Here is a 17979-nt window from a genome sequence, read left to right as displayed (position 1 = left end):
TACTCCGCGCGAATGGAGATACTCCTCGCCGGGGCGGGCGTTCTGGCGCTGTGCGCCGCGGTGCTGCCGAACCTGTTGCACGAACGCCCGCTGTCGATGCCGCTGGTCCTGCTGGTGGGCGGACTGCTTTTCGGGCTGCTCCCCTTCGGGTACCCCTATGGCCAGGGAGTGCTGGACCCACGGTCGCATGTGGGCGCCGTCGAGGTGATCACCGAACTCGGCGTGCTCGTGTCGCTGGTCGGCGCGGGACTGAAATCCGACCGGTTGATCGGCTGGCGGTCCTGGAATTCGACGTGGCGGCTGCTGGCGATCACGCTGCCGCTGTCGGTCTGCGCGGTCGCCTTGCTCGGCTGGTGGGCGCTCGCCCTGTCCCCCGCCGCCGCGCTGCTGCTGGGGGCCGTGCTGTCACCGACCGATCCCGTGCTGGCGAGCGATGTCCAGGTGCCCGCGCCGCATACCGAGGACGGCCGGGGCTCGGACAACGAGATCAGGTTCACGCTGACCTCGGAGGCCGGGCTCAACGACGGACTGGCGATGCCGTTCGTGTTGCTGGCCCTCGTACTGGCCGGAACGGCGAGCACGTCACCCGTGCCATGGGTGCTGACCGAGGTCCTCATCCCGCTCGCGGTCGCCGTACTGGTCGGGCTTGTCTGCGGCCGGCTGATGTCCTGGCTGATGTTCCGGGTGCGGCACGAGCGGCTGCGCCTCGGTGAATACTCCGACGGGCTGGTAGTGCTGGCCATCGCGTTCCTTCCGTTCGCGCTGTGCGAATGGTTGGGCGGTATCGGCTTCGTCGCGGTGTTCACCACTGCCGCGACCATCCGCGCCAGCGAACGGTCGCACGAGTACCACGGGGTGCTGCACGAATTCGGCGATCAGCTGGAACGACTCTTCGTCGCGCTGGCCTTGCTCGGACTCGGCGTGGCGCTGGGCGACGGACTCCTTTCCGGGGTGAAACTCGTCGAAGTCCTGGTGGCCGTCGCGGCGGTGATGATCGTGCGCCCGCTGTTCGGCGCGCTGGCCTTGCTCGGTGGCTCCACCACACGTCCGGCGGCGACGGCGATCGCGTTCTTCGGCATCCGCGGGATCGGCAGCCTCTACTACCTGTCCTACGCGCTGGGGCACGGCGATTTCCCGATGGCCGACTCGCTCTGGCGGGTCACGGCGCTCACGATCGCGGTGTCGGTCCTCGTGCACGGTCTGCTGTCCGGCCCGGTGATGCGCAAACTGGAGGGCCAGGGAATGCAGAGCTTCGAGAGCGGGTAAGGGAAACGCCATTTCCTCGACGCTCACTCGACCGGTGTTGCCCCGATCCCGAAGTCCGTGGCCTAGCAAGCGAAAGCTTCGCTAGTGGCGCCACTCCCGGCCCTCGAGCCGGGCCTTCACCCGCTGCAACGTGGTGGCGATGTTGGCCCGGTTGGTCCCGGCTCGATCCGGTTCCCCGGTGATGAGGATGGCGATCGGGACGAACCACGGCGGCACCCGCAACCAGTTCGTCACGGTGACGCGGCTGCCTTCGCCGACGGGGACGATGTCGTACTCCCAGCGGGAAATCGGCACGAAGAACGGCGTGCGCACCCGATAGGCGAACCGGCGCCCCGGCTCGGCCTCGGTGATCTCGGCGTGGGTCACCCAGCGCCGGAGTCCATTGCGGTTGCTGCCGGTGAACCAGTTCCCGACCCGCGCCTCGGTCGCGCCGTGGATCCAGCGCGCCTTGTGCAGTTCCTCGGCGCATTCGGCCATCGCGACCGGGTCGCTGACGAGCCGGTACACCTTCTCGGGGGCGACGTCGATCGTGACCTCGCCGGTCGCGATCGGTTCGCTGTAGGTCAGGCTGTCCTTCGGCTTCGTCTCCATCGCGCCTCCCGGTCGATTTCGTCAGCCCACCAGTACGAGGGCTCCCGGTCAAGACCGGCGCGGCCAGCTCAGCACGGACGCGGAACCCGAGGTCAGGTGGCCGGTTCCTCCGGGAAGCTGACTTGGAACCCCAGCCCTCTCAGCAGCTGCGTGAGCATCGCCTTCGTGTTGGCCTTGGCGCGTTCGAGCAGGCCGGAGTGTTGCGCGGCCTCACCGATGCGTTTCTCCGCGGCGAGGTGGAACGGCCGCTGGTCCTGCACGGAAACCAGTCCGCCGAGCCGGTCGATCAGGCCGCGCTCCTGGCCGAAGACGTAGCTGCGTTCGTGGTCCAGATTGGGTTTCGCCAGTTTCGGCTCGGGCAGCCGCACCGCGACCGATCGCCGATCTTCGGACACGGTCAGCGAATTCTCCACCAGTGGCCCGAAATCGACGTACGCGTCGACAGAGCCCGCCGCGACGAACAGCGTGCGCTCCCCGGCGATGCTCGCGGGCACCCATTTGACGTCCTTCTCGATGTCGACGACGACCTGGTAGTCGCCGACCGCCGCGTGATACTGGCTCAGGTCACGGACGGCCTGGAGCACCGCGGGCTGCGAGCGGTCCACAGTGGACGTTCCGAACGGGTCGAGCTTCGGCAGCACCCCGGCGATCTGCAGTGCCGCGGCGACGATCAGGAGCCCGACCAGGCCGAACACTCCGAGACGCGTCCAGCGCTTCTTCACGCCCACCACCGCCTCTCCAGCGCGTGGGGTACCCGGCGGACGCGGCCCCGAAGCGTCGTGGCCGGTTTCCCGTACGTTCGGCGGAACCGGATTCCGCACTTGGAGTAGCTTGGCCGCATGCAGAACGTCTTGCCCGCGCCGGAGAAGACCGGGCTGAACATCTCGGCGTTGCACTGGGCGGGTTTCCTCGGAATCGCCGTGCTGGTGCTGGTCACGTCCGGGATCGGCCTGCCCTCGGTGCTGGTGGTGGCGCTGGGCGTCTCCGGGATGGCCACCCTTGTGCTCTCCTGGCTCGGCATCGGACGGCTCGCCGCCGGATTGCCGGAGCGGCGGCTGTACTGGATCGCGGTCTCCTGGTGCGCGCCGCTGCTGGTCGCGCGCCCGCTGTTCAGCGGCGACATCAACAGCTACCTGGCGCAAGGACTGATCGCGGCCAAGGGGTTCGACACCTATCTCGTGGGACCGGCCGAGGCGCTCGGCGCCGATTCGCCCGTGACGCTCGCGGTCAGTCACTACTGGCGGGACACGCCCGCGCCGTACGGACCGGCGTTCGTCGCGCTGGCCCGCGCGATCGCCCACGTCGCCGGGGACGCCTTCGTGCCGACAGTGCTGCTGCACCGGCTGCTGGGGCTGATCGGGATCGTGCTGCTGGCCTGGGCGCTCCCCCGGCTCGCCCGGCGCGTCGGGGTTTCGCCGTCGATCGCGCTGTGGCTGGCCCTGCTCAACCCGCTGGTCCTATGGCATGTCGTGGCGGGCGTGCACAACGACGGGCTCATGGTCGGGCTGATGGTCGCCGGGCTGGAACTCATCCTCATGGGCGCGGCGAAGACCGGCGCGGCGCGGCCGGCGCTGATCGCCGCCGGCGTGATCGCGGTGAGTGCCGCCGCGAACATCAAGATCGTGGCCGTCGCGGGCCTGCTGTTCGTCGGCATCGACCTGTTCCGCCGGGCGACGCCCGCCGGCCGGGCGGCGGTGGCGCTCGGGCTGCCCGCCGGATTCGCCACCGTCACGGTGGCGATCTCACTCGGCAGCGGGCTCGGTTTCGGCTGGGTCCGCGTGCTTTCCGGGGTTTCCGGCCAGGTCCACAGCTGGATGGCGCCCACCAACGAACTCGGCTTCCTCGTCGGCGGGGTGGGCAAGATCTTCGGCGCGGACCTGACCGGCGGCGCGATCAAGGTGTTCTCGCTCGTCGGCGCGATCCTCGGTCTCGCCGTCGGCGCCAGGCTCCTATGGCTCACGTACCGGGAAAAGCTGCACCCGCTCTACGGCGCGGGTCTGACCTTCGCCGCGATGCTGGTGCTCGGCCCGGTCGTGCAGCCGTGGTATCTCCTGTGGACGGTCGCGCTGCTGGCCGTCAGCCTCACGACCGACCGCGGACGCTGGATCCTCGCCGTCGTCAGCGCGGTGTTCGGTGTGCTGCTCCCGCCCGCGAACGGTGGCGCCGTGTCGCTGGCACTGGGTTACTTGATCGCCGTCGTGCTCATCGGCGGCACTTTGTTCGTACTCAAGCGAAAGGGCCTCTTGCCGGAGATCAGGTTCCGCAAGAGCCGGACGTAGAGGCTCCATCGCGCGGGCGCCTTGACCGTGCCGGTGAGTTCACGCTCGGCACGGTCGAGGCAGTCTTCCAGCAGCGCGTCGTGCATCGGCCGCCACAGCAGCGGATAGGTGAACCATGCCGGATGCCGCAGCCGCAGCACCATGAGGTGCGCGAGTTCGGTCTCGCCCTTTTCCGTCGCACGCAAGGTGAATTCGTGGAACCCGTCGAAGCCGCGGGGCGCGGTGAACCTGAACCGCACGGACCTCCCGGGTTCGTAGGACTCCACGTGGTACCGCACCGGTCCGTGCCCGCCGTCGGCTCCCACCCCGAGTGGCCGGTCGAACCGCAACGGCGGCCACGCGTCGACGGGCCAGAGCTGGTCGCCGTCCGCGGAAAGAGTGTCGATCAGCGCGCCGACGCGCTCCTGCGCCACGTCGACGATCCGGTGATGCCTGTTCCACACGCGCATCGTACCTCCCAGTTCTAGAGACCTTCCCCTAAAACCATAGTAGAGGATAGTCTCTGAAAATGGGACGGCCACCGCGGCACACCGCCGACGACTTCCTCGACGCCGCCGTGCGGATCTTCGCCGCCGAAGGGATCGCCGGGGTGACCATGTCGGCCGTCGCCCGCGAGGTCGGCGCGCCGAGTGGGTCGATCTACCATCGTTTTCCCGGACGTCCGGCGCTGCTCGCCGCCGTCTGGCTTCGCACGGTGACCCGCTTCCAGCAGGGCTATCTCGAAGCCCTCGAACAGGAACCGGTCACCGAAGCGGCCGTCGAAGCCGCGGCACAGGTCGTCCGCTGGTGCCGTGCCCATCCCGCCGAGGGGAAGCTGCTCTACGGGGGTCAGAGCGCGCTCGGCGTCGACGACTGGAGCGCCGAGGACCGCACCCGCGTCGGAGATGCCAACCACCGCCTCGAAACGGCGATCACCAAGGTCGTGCGACGGCTGCGCCCGCTGACCGGCCGGAGCACGGACGAACTGATGCTGGCGCTCGTGGACCTCCCGTACGCCGCGGTGCGGAGACATCTCGACCGAGGCGAGGCGCCGCCACCACGCACCGTCGACCTGGTGGCCAAAACGACCCGCACCCTGCTGACCGGCTGAACTCAGGTCCTGGTGGGGATCACGAGGGAGAACTCCCCTTCGTCGATCAGTTCGAACAGCAGCCGGGCCGCCCGGCCGGGCGGCCGCTCTCCTCTCGTGGCGATGGTCAGCGGCCAGGCGAGACCGGGTTCGTCGAGCGGGATCGTCCGGACACCGGAGAGCAGCTTGAGATCCGGGACGACGGCGACGCCGAGCCCCGCCGCCACGTAGGCGGGCACGGCGCGCAGATCGGCGACCTCGACGATGACCCGCCGCGGCGCCCCGAGCGCCTCGAACGCGCGGTCCAGCGCGACCCGGTTGCCAAAGCCCCGCGGATTGTCCACGAAGGACTCGCCCGCGAGATCCGCCAAGGTCAGCGACCGACGGTCGGCCAGCCGGTGACCGTCCGGAAGCACGGCGACGAACGGCGCCGAGCCGAGCAGTTTGGTGTCGAGCCCGGCGAGATCGGATTCGGGCAGGCCGAGCAACGCGACGTCGAGCCTGCCCTGGCGCAGATCCTCGGCCAGTCCGGTCGACCCGGTGATCGACACCGAAACGTGCAGGTCGACCAGCGGGTAGCGCCGGTGGAACGCGCCGAGCAGATCGGGCAGATCGAGGTCTCCGACGCTGGTCAGCGTGCCGATGCGGAGGCTGCCGCGCAGGCCGGCGGAGGCGTCGGCGACCACCTCGCGTGCCCTGTCGACAGCCTCCAGCGCGGCCTTGGCCTCGGGCAGGAACACCTTGCCCGCCGGGGAAAGCGCGACCCGCCGCGTCGAGCGGTCGAACAGCTTGACGCCGAGATCGCCTTCGAGCGCTTGGATCGTCGCCGACACGGTCGACTGCACCGCGTACAGCCGCCGAGCGGCGCGGGTGAAGCTGAGTTCCTCGGCGACGGCGACGAAACATTCGAGCTGACGGGTCTCCACAGTAGCCGATTATCGCAGTTCTCGATAACTGTGACCAGCATTGTTCGTTGGACTTGGTTGATCCGCCGATTCACAGTGGAGACATGTCGAACACCGTCACCCTCCCCCGTCCCGCGCTCCGGCGGATCAGTCACGGTCGCGGTTTCTGGGTCATCGCGGCCGCCTACGCCGCGTCGCTGGCCTTCTCCACCGTCCCCACCCCGCTCTACGTGCTCTACCAGCAGCGTGACGGTTTCCCGACCTACGTCGTGACCATCGTGTTCGCGGCGTACGCGGTCGGCGTGATGGGCAGCCTCTACCTCGCCGGTCACGTCAGCGACTGGCTGGGACGGCGGCGAGTCATCCTCGCCGCGACCCTGACGCAAGCCCTTTCCGCGACGCTTTTCCTGGCGTGGCCGGACGTTCCCGGGCTGATCCTGGCCAGGCTCGTCGGCGGCGCCGGGATCGGCGCGCTGACCGCGACCGCCACCGCGCACCTGTCCGAACTGCGCGCGGTCGCCCGTCCACGCGAGGACCACGGGCGCGCCGGGCTGATCGCGACCGTGGTCAACATGGGCGGGCTGTCGCTCGGCCCCTTGGTCGGCGGCGTGTTCGCGAGCCATTCGGCCGAACCGCTCACCACGCCGTTCGTGTTCTTCCTGGTACTGCTGCTCGCCTCGGCCATCGCCGTCGCGCTCGTACCGGAGACGGTGGAACGTGCCGAGGAACGGCCCGCGTACCGGCCACAGCGCGTCTCGTTGCCTTCGGGAGCGCGGCCGGCCTTCTTCGGCGCGGCCATCGGCGCCTTCGCGGCCTTCGCGATCACGGGGCTGTTCATGGCGTTGACCCCGACGTTGCTGGCGCAGGGCATGCACGAGAACTCGCGGATGCTGGCCGGTCTCGCGTCGTTCTCCGTGTTCGTCGCGGCGGCCGGGGCACAGGTCGTGTTCGCCGGCTTGGCCAGGCGCGCCCAGCTGCGGCTCGGCCTCGGACTGATGGTGACCGGACTCGTAGCACTGCCGATCGCGGTGACCACGTCGCAGTTGTGGCTCTTCCTCGCGGGCGGGGTCGTGGCGGGCGCCGGCGTCGGTCTGGGCTTCCGCGCCGCGGTGGCCACGGTCGCCGCCCTCGCCGAACCGCCGGTGCGCGGCGAAGTCCTCGCGGCCCTGTTCCTGGCCGCCTACGCCGGACTGGTCCTGCCCATCCTCCTCGTCGGCATCTCGCTGATCTGGCTGCCGAGTGCGTGGGCGCTGATCGGATTCTCGGTGCTGGAACTGGGTTTGCTCGCGTGGTCGGCACCCAAGGTGCTGACCTGACCGTCCACAGTGGTGACCCTCGTCAAACCCGCGGGCGCCCATGAGGAGGGTGTGCCATCCTGGTCGTGGAACCTCGTGATCGAGGTCCCCGGACGAGTGGGTGCCGTACCCGGCCAGCGACAAGACGGCGCTCTGGGAGCGCGTCATGTCGTGGCTTGTCCTGATCGTTTCGGGTGTACTGGAAGCCGTGTGGGCCACCGCACTCGGCAAATCCGAAGGGTTGTCCCGGCCGGTACCGTCGGTGATCTTCGGCGTCACGCTGGTGGCGAGCATGGTGGGGCTCGCTTACGCGATGAAGGATCTCCCCGTCGGCACCGCCTACGCGGTCTGGGTCGGGATCGGGGCTTCGCTCACCGTCGCGTACGGCATGTGGTCCGGCGCGGAAACCGTTTCGGTGGCCCGAATTCTGCTGATCGTGGGAATCGTGGCCTGCGTGGTCGGCCTGAAAGTCCTGCACTGACCCGGCAAAAGAGGGACCGCCCCCGACGCACGGACGACGTCGGGGGCGGTCGGGTCCGGGCGCACCCCTGCGTGTGGCCCGGACGGCTAGGCGGTCAGGCGCGCGCCCAAAGCGCTGGGACGTTCGGCGGCTCCCAACCTGCCTGTGCGGTGTGGCCTTGGAGGGCCCGGTACGACGCACCGCCGTAAGTCACCGTCGCGCCGACGGCGTAGGTGGTGCCCGCCGCCCAGGTTCCGCCGGGCGGGTTGTTCGACGTCGTGGTGGTCGGCGTCGTGCTGGACGGCGGGTTCGATCCCGAGGTGACCAGGCGCAGGTTGTAGACGCTCAGGATCTCCGAGATCGGCTGGAAGTAGAACGTGCCCCCCGAGCTGCAGTTGCCGGAACCGCCGGAGGTGACACCTTGCGCCTGGTCGCCCGCGAGCCACGAACCGCCGGAGTCGCCGGGTTCGGCGCAGGCGTTGGTCCGGGTGAGGCCGGAAACGGTGCCCTGCGGGTAGTTCACCGAGGCGTTCTTCTGCTGGATGGTGCCGCAGTGCCAGCCCGTCGTGGAACCGGAACGGCAGACCGACGCGCCGATCGCGGCCTCCTGCGAGCCCGCCACCGGCACGGTGCCCGGGTAGCGGTTCACCAGCGGACGCGGGGTGTTGCCCGCGTCCACGCGGACCCATCCGTAGTCGTTGCCGGGGAAGCTGGAGCCCGCGACGCTCCCGCTCGGGTTCGAGGTCCGCGTGCCGGTGGTGCCGCAGTGCCCGGCGGTCACGAAACCGCCCTCGACCGAGAAACCGATCGAGCAGCGACCCGAACCGAAGGTGTAGGCGTTGCCGCCGATGACGTCGATCAGCGGAACGGGGCTTTCGGTGCTGGTCTCGACCCGCACCGCGTCGGCACGCACGCCGGACGCGGTCGCCCACGACTTCGCGGCGGCTTCGGTGCCCGTGGTGGCCAGGACGACGATCGAGTTGGTGACGACGTCGACATACCAGCCGGGCACGGTCTTCGGCGCGCTGGTTCCCTTGGCGTCCAAGGACAGTTTCGCCGCGTCGAGCTGGGCGGCACTCCGCGCGACGGTCTTCGGGGTCGCGCCTGCGGCACGCACGGTGCCCTCCAGCGCCGCGTCGGTGACCGCGACGGTCAGCGTGGTCCCGGTCGCGTCCAGCCACGATCCGGCGTAGGACGAGCCGAGCCGGGTCTTGAGGTCACTGTCGGCGCGGGCCGTCTTCTGCTCGACGGCGAGACGGGTCCTCGCCTGGTCCGGGCTGATCTTCAGGTCGCGCGACAGGGCGGCGACGATCTCCGACTGGACCTGGTCGGCCGCGGGGGCGGTCTGGCCGGCGATGGCACTCGGTGTCAGCGCGACGGCCGTGACCAGGCCCGCTCCGGTAAGGGCCGCCGCGGCGGCCGCTACGATCTTTCGGTTCATTTCAGGCGTTTCCTCACCGACGTTCCGGAAGAAGATCTCGTTCCAGACCGTACGAGGCACCTGCCGCAAAAGGTACATACCATTTAGGTCATATCCACGTCAGTGGACTGGACCTTTCAACGACTTCCGCGCAGGTCAGCGCACCCCTGCGTCCGTGTAGTCGACGCCATAACCCGGGTTCAACTCCAGGTACTTCGAGTAGGTCGGCCGCCGGTCGATCAGCTCGCCGTACACCGCGCGGGACAGGGCGATCATCTCCGCGGCGAAGGGGCCCATCTCCCCTCGATCCGACCAGCCGACGAGATTCCGCCAGCTCAGCGGGTTCCCCGCGATCGGGACCGCGACGATCCCCGGGATCTCGTGGAACAGCGGCTGACACAACACCACCGCGTGTCCCGATTCGACCATCTCGATACAGGTCAGCACATCGGTTTCGTACAGGGAACGCGGCGTGAACCCCGATCGCGCGCACGCGGAAGCGAAACAGTCGCCGAAGCATCCGTCGCCCGGCGTCGCACACCACCGTTCGTCCGCGAGCTCGCCGAGTTCCACTTCGCTCTGCTGCGCGCGCTCGTCCCGCGCCGACATCAGCACGAACACCGGATGATGCGCGAGCGTCCGCCAGCGGAGACCGGGCTCGGGCGGCGGCGCGGCGTCACCGCAGACGCCGACGAAGGCGAAGTCCAGCGCGCCCTCGGCCGTCATGTCCGCGAGTTTGTTGGACGACCACGACGTATGCGTGGCGACGTGGATGTCGGGATGAGTGGTGCCGAGGCGCTGCAGGAGCGCCCCCAGCATCGGCCCCGTCGCCGAGCCGAGCCGCAGGGTCACCGGCTCACCGGTCCCGGCGTGCTGGGCGAGGCGCGCCGCCTCGTCGTGCAGGGACGACACGGCCGGGAGCACCATCTTGGCCCGCTCGAGGACAAGGAGACCGAGCGCGGTCGGCCTGGTGCCCGTGTGATCGCGCAGGAAGAGCTTCCCGCCGAGGGTCCGTTCGATGCGCTTCAGTTGTGCTGTCAGTGCAGGCTGCGCCATTCCGAGCGTGTTCGCCGCCTTGGTGATACTCCCGAGTTCGGCGATCGCGCACATGATGCGCAGGTGGCGCAGTTCCAGCTCCATCCCTCTACGTTAGTAGACATAACTGGACTGGACCAGACAAACAAGTGGGCCAAATGGCTTCGTATCGGGTGGTTCGCGGGATGCCATCGATGTCAGCAATCCCGGACATGGCGGGCGACCGGCCGATATCGTCACCACGGAACGACGACAAGGGGGTTCAGTGGCGGACGAGCATGGACGGTTCCGGCGATCGCTGGCGCGCGTGATCACCGACGACAATCTGGATCTGTACGTACTGGGCACCGTCGCACTGGTGTTCACCGTTCTCGGCGCGACCGGGATCTCGGACGTCAAAACGCTTTCGTCCGTGGTGACGGCGTTGCTCGCCCTGCTCGCCTTCTCCCAGATCCGCTCGCGGCGGCTGACCGAACAGGTCCGCGACGCCAACCGCGGCGGCCCGGCGGCGTTCTTCGAACCGGAGTTCCCCGCGGATCTCATCTCCCGGCGTGCGACGGCCTTCGACATCCTGCTCATCGGCCATTCGATGACCAGGACCGTGCAGGGCATGCGCAGCGACATCCGGTCGATCCTCGAAGCGGGTGGACGGATCCGGGTCCTGGTGCTCGATCCGTCCGACGAAGAACTCGTCGCCATCGCCGATCGCCGGATCTCCCAGAGCCTCGGGCAGGGGCGGCTGCGGCAGCGGATCCTCGCGACCCTGGACGAACTGACGTCCTTGAAGAGCAGGACGAGCGGCAGGCTGGAGATCCGGGTTTCGTCGCGGATCTCCTCCGCGGGATTCAACTGTCTCGACGTCTCCAGCAAACGGGGACTGATCTGCGTCCAGCACTACGAATACCGGCCGTCCGGTGAAGCCTCGCCGGTGTTCACAGTGGAACCGAAGGACGCGCCATGGTACCGGCATTTCGCCGACGAGGCGGAACGGCTGTGGGAGGACGGCGCGCCTTGGCAGCCGGCGGAGGACGTCGTCGAGTCAGCGGATGACTGAGCACGATCGGCCGGCATTCCTCGCCGTTCCATCGGCTTCCGCGGCCGGAGGATCACCTGCAAGTCATCGAGGGTGAAGTCGAACGTGTCGTGGCGCGGGGCCGGTGTCGCTCCTGCGTACGCTCGGCGGCCGGTCATGAAGTACAAGGCGTGACTCGCGTGATTGGGGACGTAACTCGGGGGTGCGGCGTCACGTCACCCAGCCCGCCGTCTCGCCCCGAGACACCACACGTTTGCCTTACCCCTCAATAGGTGGCCGTGCCGGCGGCTCGTTCGGTGCGCCCAATGTGGCATTGGGGACACCCAGCGTCCCCAATGCCACATTGGGCGCACCTCGCCGTCAAGACCTCTTCGACTTGCGGTTCAGGAACGCCGACGCCCCCACACCGTGCGCCGCGACGCTCGCCAGCACCGTCACCGCCATGACGCTCAACGCGATGTCCGCCGCGTCCCCGTCGAGCGAGTTGAAGGCCAGCAGCCCGAACACGATCGAGGCCGCGCCGCGCGGGGCCAGCAGGCCGATGGTCATCCGGTCCCGCCAGCGGAAATCCGTCCGCAGCAAGGTGATCAGCACCGGGACCAGCCGGGCGACGGTCAGCGCGACAACGCTGACGATCACCACGCCCCAGGTGAGGCCGAAGGACAGCACCAGCACCGCGGTGCTGCCGAAGACGAACCACATCAGCAGCCCGCACAGCGAACTGACGTCCTCGGCCAGCCCGAGTTCGTCTTCGCTCGGGTGCCGGGCGGCCTTGTAGGCGATCCCGCAGATGAACGCGGCGACGAAGCCGTTGCCGCCGATCGCGACGGCGGCGGTGTAGGTCAGCAGCGGCAACGCGACGGCGGCGACCCGCGCGGAATGCCGCGTCGACCAGCCGTGCCTGCCGGTCACGTTCATCGCCACCGCGGCCACCGCGCCGATGACGGAGCCCGCCAGCACGGCCAGCAGCGCCGCGGGGATCGCTGTCTGCAGTGCCTCGCCCGGCGTGTTCGCCTGGTGGTGGCTCCCCGCGAGGGTGAGCGCGAAGATGAACACCGGGGCGACGACGCCGTCGTTGTAGCCGCTTTCGACGTTCAGCAGATGTCGCACGCGCTCGGGCACCCGGACGTCGTGCACCACCGAGGTCGCGGGCGCGAAATCCGTGGGCGCGATGATGCAGGCGATCAGCAGCACCACCGTCCAGCCGACGCCCGGCAGCACCAGCAGGCCGACGCCCATGACGATCAGGATCGTCAGCGGCAGCGCGATCAGCAGCAGCCGCACCGCGGTCTTGGCGTCATGACCGAGATAACCGCCCTTGACCGCGGTGGCGTCCACGAACAACAGCAGCGCGAGGATCAGTTCCGCCGCGTTGAGGGCGATCTCGGTGTTGAGTCCGTTGCCGAGGTCGTTGCGGGTGCTGAACCCGATCGCCAGCCCCGCCGCGACCATCGCCATCGGCGCGGTGATCTGCCACCGCTCCAGCCGGGCCGCGGTCATCGTCCAGGCCAGCACGACGACCGCGCCGACGAGCACGCTCTGGATCATCTACCCGCCCCTCGTTCCCGGTGGAACTCCCCTGCCACCGGGAACGAGCATAGAGGCCGGGCGCGGCGCGGCGGTCCACAAAGGAACGTCGATCACACCACCGCGCCGTTGTCTTCGCGCGACCGTGTCCGCGACGCCTTCCTGACCGGACGTCCTGCCCCGGGCCACCGCTTGTCGAGCAGGATCGCGACGGGACCGGCGGTGGCCACTGTGGACACTGTGCCCGCGACGAGACCGAGCAGGAGCGCGAGGGCGAAGTCGGCCAGGGATCCGTCCCCGAGGAACAGCAGCGCCCCGAGGACGAACAGCACTCCGATCCCGGTGTTGATCGTCCGCGGCAACGTCTGGAGCACCGCCGTGCCGACGACGCGGGCGAACGGTTCCTTGCGGTGTTGCCCGCGCACTTCCCGGACCCGGTCGAAGACCACCACCGAGTCGTTGACCGAATAACCGATCACCGTCAGCAGCGCGGCGAGGAAGACGCCGTCCATGGATTTGCCCAGCCAGGCGAAGATCCCGAGGATGATCAGGACGTCCTGGGCGAGCGCCGCCACCGTGGCGACGCCGAGCCGCCAGTCGAACCGCACCGCCAGGTAGATCAGCTGCGCCAGCACCGCGAGGCAGAGCGCGATCACCGCCTTGGTGCGCAGTTCGGCGCCGAGGCTCGGGCCGATCTGCTCGTCGCGGATCTCGGTGGCGTCACCCGCGACCGACGCGACGGCGGTCCTGATCCGTTCGGTGGCGTCCTCGTCGATCGGTTCGGTGCGGACGGAGATGTCCTTCTCCCCGGACGTCTGCACGACGGCGCGGGGGAATCCGGCGTCGGAGACCGCGTCGCGAACCCGCTCGACGTCGGCGGGCGCCGAGGTGCTGTATTCGACGACCCGGCCGCCGGTGAATTCCACGCCGAGATTCGGCCCCGCCACGAACAGTCCCGCGATCGCGGCGATGACGACCGCACCGGCCACCATCAGCCAGCGTTTCGGTTTCCCGAGGAACCCCGGATCACGGCGGTTCACCCACCGCCGGACGCGGCCTTCGTGGGTGAGCCCGGACAACCGCGGTTTCCGCGCGACCACGCCCCGCATCGTCAGGTGCAGCAGCAAACGCGTGAGCACGAGCGAGATGAACAACGCGACGACGACGCCGATGGACAACGTCACCCCGAACCCGCGCACCGGGCCGGACGCCAGCCAGAACAGCAGGCCCGCGGCGAGCAACGTCGTCACGTTCGAATCGACGATCGCCGACAACGCCCCGCTGAACCCGCGGCTGACCGACCGCGGCAGTGAACCGCCCCGTTTGACCGTATGTTCCTCTCTCGCCCTTTCGAACACGAGCACGGTGGCGTCGACGGCCATGCCGATCGCCAGGACGAAGCCGGCGAGTCCCGGCAAGGTGAGCGTCGCGCCGACGGCGAGCAGCGCGGCGTAGGACACGGCGGCGTACGCCACAAGCGTGCCAACGGCGATCAGCCCGGCCAGGCGATACACCGCGAGAAGGAACAGCGCGGTCAGCGCCAGGCCGATCACGGCGGCACGCGCGCTGGCGTCGATGGCCTCGGCGCCGAGCGTGGGTCCGACGGTGCGCTGCTCGATGATCTCGACCGGCGTCGGCAGCGCGCCGGCGTTGATCAGCAGTGCCAGGTCCTTCGCTTCGGCCGGGGAGAACTGGCCGGTGATCTGCGTGCTCCCGCCGACGATCCCGACCCCGCAGGCGACCTGCGGGCTGACCTGCGGCGACGAGATCACCTTGTCGTCGAGCGCGATCGCCACCCGGCGGGCCGGGTCACCGGGCGGCGAACAGGCGGCCTGCCCGGTCAGCCGTTCCCAGGCGCGGCCGGCATCCCCTTTGAAGTCAACGGAAACGAGCCAGCCGCCGCCCTGCGAATCGATCGACGAGAGTGCCTCGTCGACACCTTCGCCGGTCAGCGCGGCGGGCCCCAGCGTGAGCGGCCGGCCGCTCTCGTCGGGCAGGACCCGGGAGTCACCGGAGGCAGTGCCGGTGCCGAGCACGGGGTGGAAGGACAGTTGCGCGGTGCGGCCGATCACCTCGACGGCTTCGCGCGGATCACGGACGCCGGGCAGTTCGACGATGATCCGGTTGTCCCCGGAGCGGGCCAGCATGGGCTCGGCGACGCCCAGCGCGTCGACCCGGCGGCGCAGCACCTCGAGCGTCCGGTCGGTGGTCTCGGCGTTGGCGGTGACGGTGGGCGAATCCTTGGTCTCCAGCACGATCTGCGTCCCACCACGCAGATCGAGGCCCAGACGCGGGGCGGTGGTCAGCAACAGGTACACGGTCGCGGCGAGGACGACCAGCGAGACGACGGCTCGCCCGGTCATGCCTCGCCGCGCGGTTTCGCGCGGCACGAAGGTTTCTCCTCGATGATTTCCCGGTTCGGGCACGCGGAAGACGCGCCCGTGAGCTCAGACGGCTACCGGGAAAGGAGGAGCGCGATCCCCCGTCGCGAGGCGGTTCGCCGTGCGCGAGGGAGGAATGACGTCGTCTTGGAGTCCGCCGAGGCGGAGCAGCGTCGTCGACGCGGGCCCGTGCGGGACGGTCCCGAAGAGCGGCAGATCACCGTGACCGTGCACACCCAGGAGCGAAGGTTCGGCGGCGAGCCTGCCCGAGGCACGCACCGGCGCAACGGCCTTGGAGACCGAGGAGTCGACCGTCGCGTTCGGCCCGCGCGACTCGTCCGCCGAAGCGGAGTCGGCCGCATGGAGCGCGAGGAACAGGCCGAGCGCGGTCAGCACGGCGGCGAGCAGCGCCGGCACGGCCTGCCTTGCCGTCCGGTACCTCCGGCTCTCCACCATCATCGACACACTCCCGGGTCCTCGCCGACACCCTACTGGGCTCCGGCCCGCCGCCACAGGCGCGTGATCCCGGCGCGGACGCGGTCCTCCCCCAGTTCCGGCAGCAGCGCGGTCAGATGCTCGGCCGCCAGCGTGGCCAGCAAGGCGTGCGCGGCGTGCTCGGGATCGGGCGTCCCGTCGAGCAGGAGCGCGACGTGCCGGTGCCAGAACCGGTAGGCACCGATGCGGTAGCGCGCGCCCGGCGCCGCGGTCTCCGACATCCGTACCAGCGGCAGGTGTTCGAGCACATAGTCGACATACGCCTCGGCGAAGGCCACGAGCCGTTCGACCGGCGGAGCTCCGGGGCCCAGCGGCGGCGGGCCGTGCAGGATTCCTTCCTGGAGCAGGCGTTCCCGCGCGTCCAGCAACGCGACGGCCAGCCCCGCCTTGTCGCCGAAGCGGCGAAAGAGCGTCCCCTTCCCCACGCCCGCGGCCGCGGCCACCTGGTCCATCGACACGGCGTCGACGCCGTGCTCGGCGAACAGCGACGCGGCCGCGTCCAGGATGGCGGCCCGGTTGCGGGCGGCGTCGGCGCGTTCCTTGGACGGCGGCGTGCGCAGGAGTTCCAACGGTGTTGCAAAAGCGGACTGCGGTCCGTTATGGTCGTGAGGCACATACGGACTATAGTCCGATTAACTGGAGGTAGCGACATGACCGCACTCATCACCCGTGACGAACTGAAAGCCGCGATCGACGCGAAGGCCGTGACGGTGGTCGACGCACTGGGTGGCGAGTACTACGCCAAGCAACACCTGCCCGGCGCGATCCCCCTGGTCCTCGCCGACGTCGACACTCGCGCCGCGACCGTGCTGCCCGATCGCGGCGCCGCCATCGTCACCTACTGCTCGAACCCCGCCTGCCCCAACAGCGGACAGGTCGCCGACCGGCTCACCGCCCTCGGCTACACCGACGTCCGCAAATACCGGGAAGGCATCGAGGACTGGGCCGACGCCGGCCTGCCCCTCGAACAGGACTGAGCCTCAGTCCTGGGGCGGGATACGCCGCCGCAGGATCGGGACCCCGTCGCCGTGGAGTTCGGCGAGGTAGGCCGCCCGTCCGGTCATGGCCATGATCAGCGCCAGGGTCGGACCCGAGACGAGCGGCCCGGACCCGACGGCGAAGGGGCCATCGGTGGCTCGCAACCGCAGCCCGCCGATGCGCCCCTTCGCCATCACCACCAGGTCCGCGCCCTGGTAGTACCCGGCCAGCGCGGTGAGAACGGTAATCGGATAGTCGCGGCGGATGCCGAGGGGGCGGCGGATGTCCTCGGCGTGCACGATCGCCTCACCGAGCATCGCCAACTTCGGCAGAGGCGGTTTCGTCGTGCTGTCGACGACCCGGCGGAACCGCTCCAGCGTCTCGGCGCCGTCCTCCCCCAGGTGTTCGGCCAGCCGCATGGCGACCTGCTTGTCGAAGTCCCACCGGCAGCGGATCACGCCGGCCAGCCACCGCAACGGCGTGAGACTCGCCCCCGAGGTGAGATGCGCGAGCACCTCGCGCACCGTCAGCCCGGCGCAGAGCGACGGCGTCGCCCACCGCTCTTCGGTGAGCTCCGCGAGGTCGTTCGCCAGTGCCGCCCGCTCGGCGTGGATCAGCGGCCAGACCGCGGTCGCGGCGCGCGTCTTCGATCCTGAATTCGTCATCGGGAGTCCTTCCGATCATCGTCGTCCGAAGGTGAGACTCCCGCCGCGGACCGGAATCATCGGTCCCCGATACTCGGGAGGCGAATTCCGCCGAGCACCAGGAAAGGGGGACCGATGATCCAGCGCTGGAATCCGGAGACCGTGGCGGCGCCGATCGGCCCGTACAGCCATCTGGTCCGCGTTCCCGCCGATCACGAACTCGTCGTCGTTTCCGGCCAGATCGGCGTTCTGCCCGACGGCGAACTCGCCGGACCCGACGCGGAGTCGCAGACCCGCGCGATTCTCGCCAACCTCGAACGACTGCTCGAAGCCGCGGGCGCCGGACCGGAACATCTGGTCAAGGTGTTCAGCATGCTTTCCGGCACCGAACACCTCGGCGGATTCCGCACGGCGCTGCGCGAGACCTTCACCCGCTGGTACCCGGAAGCGGACTGGCCGGCCCAGTCGCTGATCGTGGTGGCGGCACTGGCGCGCCCGGACCTCGTCGTCGAGGTCGAAGCACTGATCGCGGTCAGGCTGGTCGTGAGTGGCGATTCGGGTTAGAACCCGAATCGCCACTCACGACCACCGGCACCGCGGC

At 69.5% G+C, this 17979-nt stretch carries 19 protein-coding genes and 1 riboswitch; of the genes, 8 read left to right on the top strand and 11 right to left on the bottom strand.

Features of this window, described 5'->3' with window-relative positions:
* Positions 1–12: 12 nt before the first annotated feature.
* Positions 13–1266, top strand: a complete 1254-nt coding sequence (locus DL990_RS31975) for a sodium:proton antiporter (RefSeq protein WP_233620633.1) — start codon at positions 13–15, stop codon at positions 1264–1266.
* Between the two features lie 81 nt (positions 1267–1347).
* On the opposite strand, the gene DL990_RS31970 is transcribed toward DL990_RS31975, so the two are convergent.
* On the bottom strand, positions 1348–1857 hold the full coding sequence (locus DL990_RS31970) for an SRPBCC family protein (protein WP_125787008.1): 510 nt from the start codon (positions 1855–1857) through the stop codon (positions 1348–1350).
* 92 nt (positions 1858–1949) lie between these two features.
* On the bottom strand, positions 1950–2585 hold the full coding sequence (locus tag DL990_RS31965) for a DUF4230 domain-containing protein (RefSeq protein ID WP_125787190.1): 636 nt from the start codon (positions 2583–2585) through the stop codon (positions 1950–1952).
* A 111-nt stretch (positions 2586–2696) separates the two neighbouring features.
* Here DL990_RS31965 and mptB point away from each other — a divergent pair, with 111 nt between their 5' ends.
* Positions 2697–4136, top strand: a complete 1440-nt coding sequence (mptB, locus tag DL990_RS31960) for a polyprenol phosphomannose-dependent alpha 1,6 mannosyltransferase MptB (RefSeq protein WP_125800906.1) — start codon at positions 2697–2699, stop codon at positions 4134–4136.
* Here mptB and DL990_RS31955 read toward each other — a convergent pair.
* The gene (locus DL990_RS31955) at positions 4040–4585 is read right to left on the bottom strand and encodes an SRPBCC family protein (protein WP_199746688.1); all 546 of its coding nucleotides are present in this window, start codon (positions 4583–4585) and stop codon (positions 4040–4042) included. The two genes, mptB and DL990_RS31955, sit on opposite strands and share 97 nt — an antisense overlap.
* A gap of 59 nt (positions 4586–4644) precedes the next feature.
* On the opposite strand from DL990_RS31955, the gene DL990_RS31950 reads away from it, so the two are divergent.
* The gene (locus tag DL990_RS31950) at positions 4645–5226 is read left to right on the top strand and encodes a TetR/AcrR family transcriptional regulator (RefSeq protein WP_125787006.1); all 582 of its coding nucleotides are present in this window, start codon (positions 4645–4647) and stop codon (positions 5224–5226) included.
* A gap of 2 nt (positions 5227–5228) precedes the next feature.
* On the opposite strand, the gene DL990_RS31945 is transcribed toward DL990_RS31950, so the two are convergent.
* Positions 5229–6131, bottom strand: a complete 903-nt coding sequence (locus DL990_RS31945) for a LysR family transcriptional regulator (protein ID WP_125787005.1) — start codon at positions 6129–6131, stop codon at positions 5229–5231.
* Positions 6132–6214: 83 nt separating this feature from the next.
* Here DL990_RS31945 and DL990_RS31940 point away from each other — a divergent pair, with 83 nt between their 5' ends.
* Both DL990_RS31940 and DL990_RS31935 read left to right on the top strand, forming a co-directional pair.
* A complete protein-coding gene (locus DL990_RS31940; RefSeq protein ID WP_125787004.1) occupies positions 6215–7426 on the top strand; it encodes an MFS transporter in 1212 nt (403 codons plus the stop codon).
* 65 nt (positions 7427–7491) lie between these two features.
* A riboswitch (guanidine-III (ykkC-III) riboswitch) is annotated at positions 7492–7560 on the top strand.
* Positions 7561–7571: 11 nt separating this feature from the next.
* Positions 7572–7886: a multidrug efflux SMR transporter gene (locus DL990_RS31935; protein ID WP_063277207.1), complete on the top strand. Its 315-nt coding sequence runs from the start codon at positions 7572–7574 to the stop codon at positions 7884–7886.
* 94 nt (positions 7887–7980) lie between these two features.
* Here DL990_RS31935 and DL990_RS31930 read toward each other — a convergent pair whose 3' ends face one another.
* Positions 7981–9306 carry an alpha-lytic protease prodomain-containing protein gene (locus DL990_RS31930; RefSeq protein ID WP_125800905.1) on the bottom strand — a complete coding sequence of 442 codons (1326 nt, stop codon included), beginning with the start codon at positions 9304–9306 and terminating at the stop codon, positions 7981–7983.
* Positions 9307–9441: 135 nt separating this feature from the next.
* Complete coding sequence (locus tag DL990_RS31925; RefSeq protein WP_125787002.1) at positions 9442–10425, bottom strand: LysR family transcriptional regulator; 984 nt, start codon at positions 10423–10425, stop codon at positions 9442–9444.
* A 160-nt stretch (positions 10426–10585) separates the two neighbouring features.
* Between DL990_RS31925 and DL990_RS31920 the strand changes: the two genes are divergently transcribed.
* Positions 10586–11374 carry a hypothetical protein gene (locus tag DL990_RS31920; RefSeq protein ID WP_125800904.1) on the top strand — a complete coding sequence of 263 codons (789 nt, stop codon included), beginning with the start codon at positions 10586–10588 and terminating at the stop codon, positions 11372–11374.
* Between the two features lie 339 nt (positions 11375–11713).
* Here DL990_RS31920 and DL990_RS31915 read toward each other — a convergent pair whose 3' ends face one another.
* The 4 genes from DL990_RS31915 to DL990_RS31900 all read right to left on the bottom strand — a co-directional run bounded on the left by DL990_RS31915 (position 11714) and on the right by DL990_RS31900 (position 16325).
* Entirely contained in the window at positions 11714–12901 is a 1188-nt protein-coding gene (locus DL990_RS31915) for a sodium:proton antiporter (protein ID WP_125800903.1), read from the bottom strand.
* A gap of 92 nt (positions 12902–12993) precedes the next feature.
* On the bottom strand, positions 12994–15270 hold the full coding sequence (gene secD / locus DL990_RS31910) for a protein translocase subunit SecD (protein WP_125800902.1): 2277 nt from the start codon (positions 15268–15270) through the stop codon (positions 12994–12996).
* Between the two features lie 57 nt (positions 15271–15327).
* The gene (locus tag DL990_RS31905) at positions 15328–15720 is read right to left on the bottom strand and encodes a hypothetical protein (protein ID WP_233620632.1); all 393 of its coding nucleotides are present in this window, start codon (positions 15718–15720) and stop codon (positions 15328–15330) included.
* A 29-nt stretch (positions 15721–15749) separates the two neighbouring features.
* Complete coding sequence (locus tag DL990_RS31900; RefSeq protein WP_125787188.1) at positions 15750–16325, bottom strand: TetR/AcrR family transcriptional regulator; 576 nt, start codon at positions 16323–16325, stop codon at positions 15750–15752.
* An 81-nt stretch (positions 16326–16406) separates the two neighbouring features.
* Between DL990_RS31900 and DL990_RS31895 the strand changes: the two genes are divergently transcribed.
* Positions 16407–16733 (top strand): rhodanese-like domain-containing protein, encoded by a 327-nt coding sequence (locus DL990_RS31895; RefSeq protein ID WP_125786998.1) that lies wholly within the window; start codon positions 16407–16409, stop codon positions 16731–16733.
* Positions 16734–16736: 3 nt separating this feature from the next.
* Here DL990_RS31895 and DL990_RS31890 read toward each other — a convergent pair whose 3' ends face one another.
* Complete coding sequence (locus tag DL990_RS31890) at positions 16737–17399, bottom strand: maleylpyruvate isomerase family mycothiol-dependent enzyme (RefSeq protein WP_125800901.1); 663 nt, start codon at positions 17397–17399, stop codon at positions 16737–16739.
* A 114-nt stretch (positions 17400–17513) separates the two neighbouring features.
* Between DL990_RS31890 and DL990_RS31885 the strand changes: the two genes are divergently transcribed.
* Positions 17514–17942 (top strand): RidA family protein, encoded by a 429-nt coding sequence (locus tag DL990_RS31885; protein WP_125786996.1) that lies wholly within the window; start codon positions 17514–17516, stop codon positions 17940–17942.
* Positions 17943–17979: the final 37 nt, after the last annotated feature.

The organism is Amycolatopsis sp. WAC 01416, from assembly GCF_003947485.1.
In the GTDB taxonomy this organism is placed as follows: Bacteria; Actinomycetota; Actinomycetes; order Mycobacteriales; family Pseudonocardiaceae; genus Amycolatopsis.
This window is presented reverse-complemented; position numbering and strand designations above follow the sequence as displayed.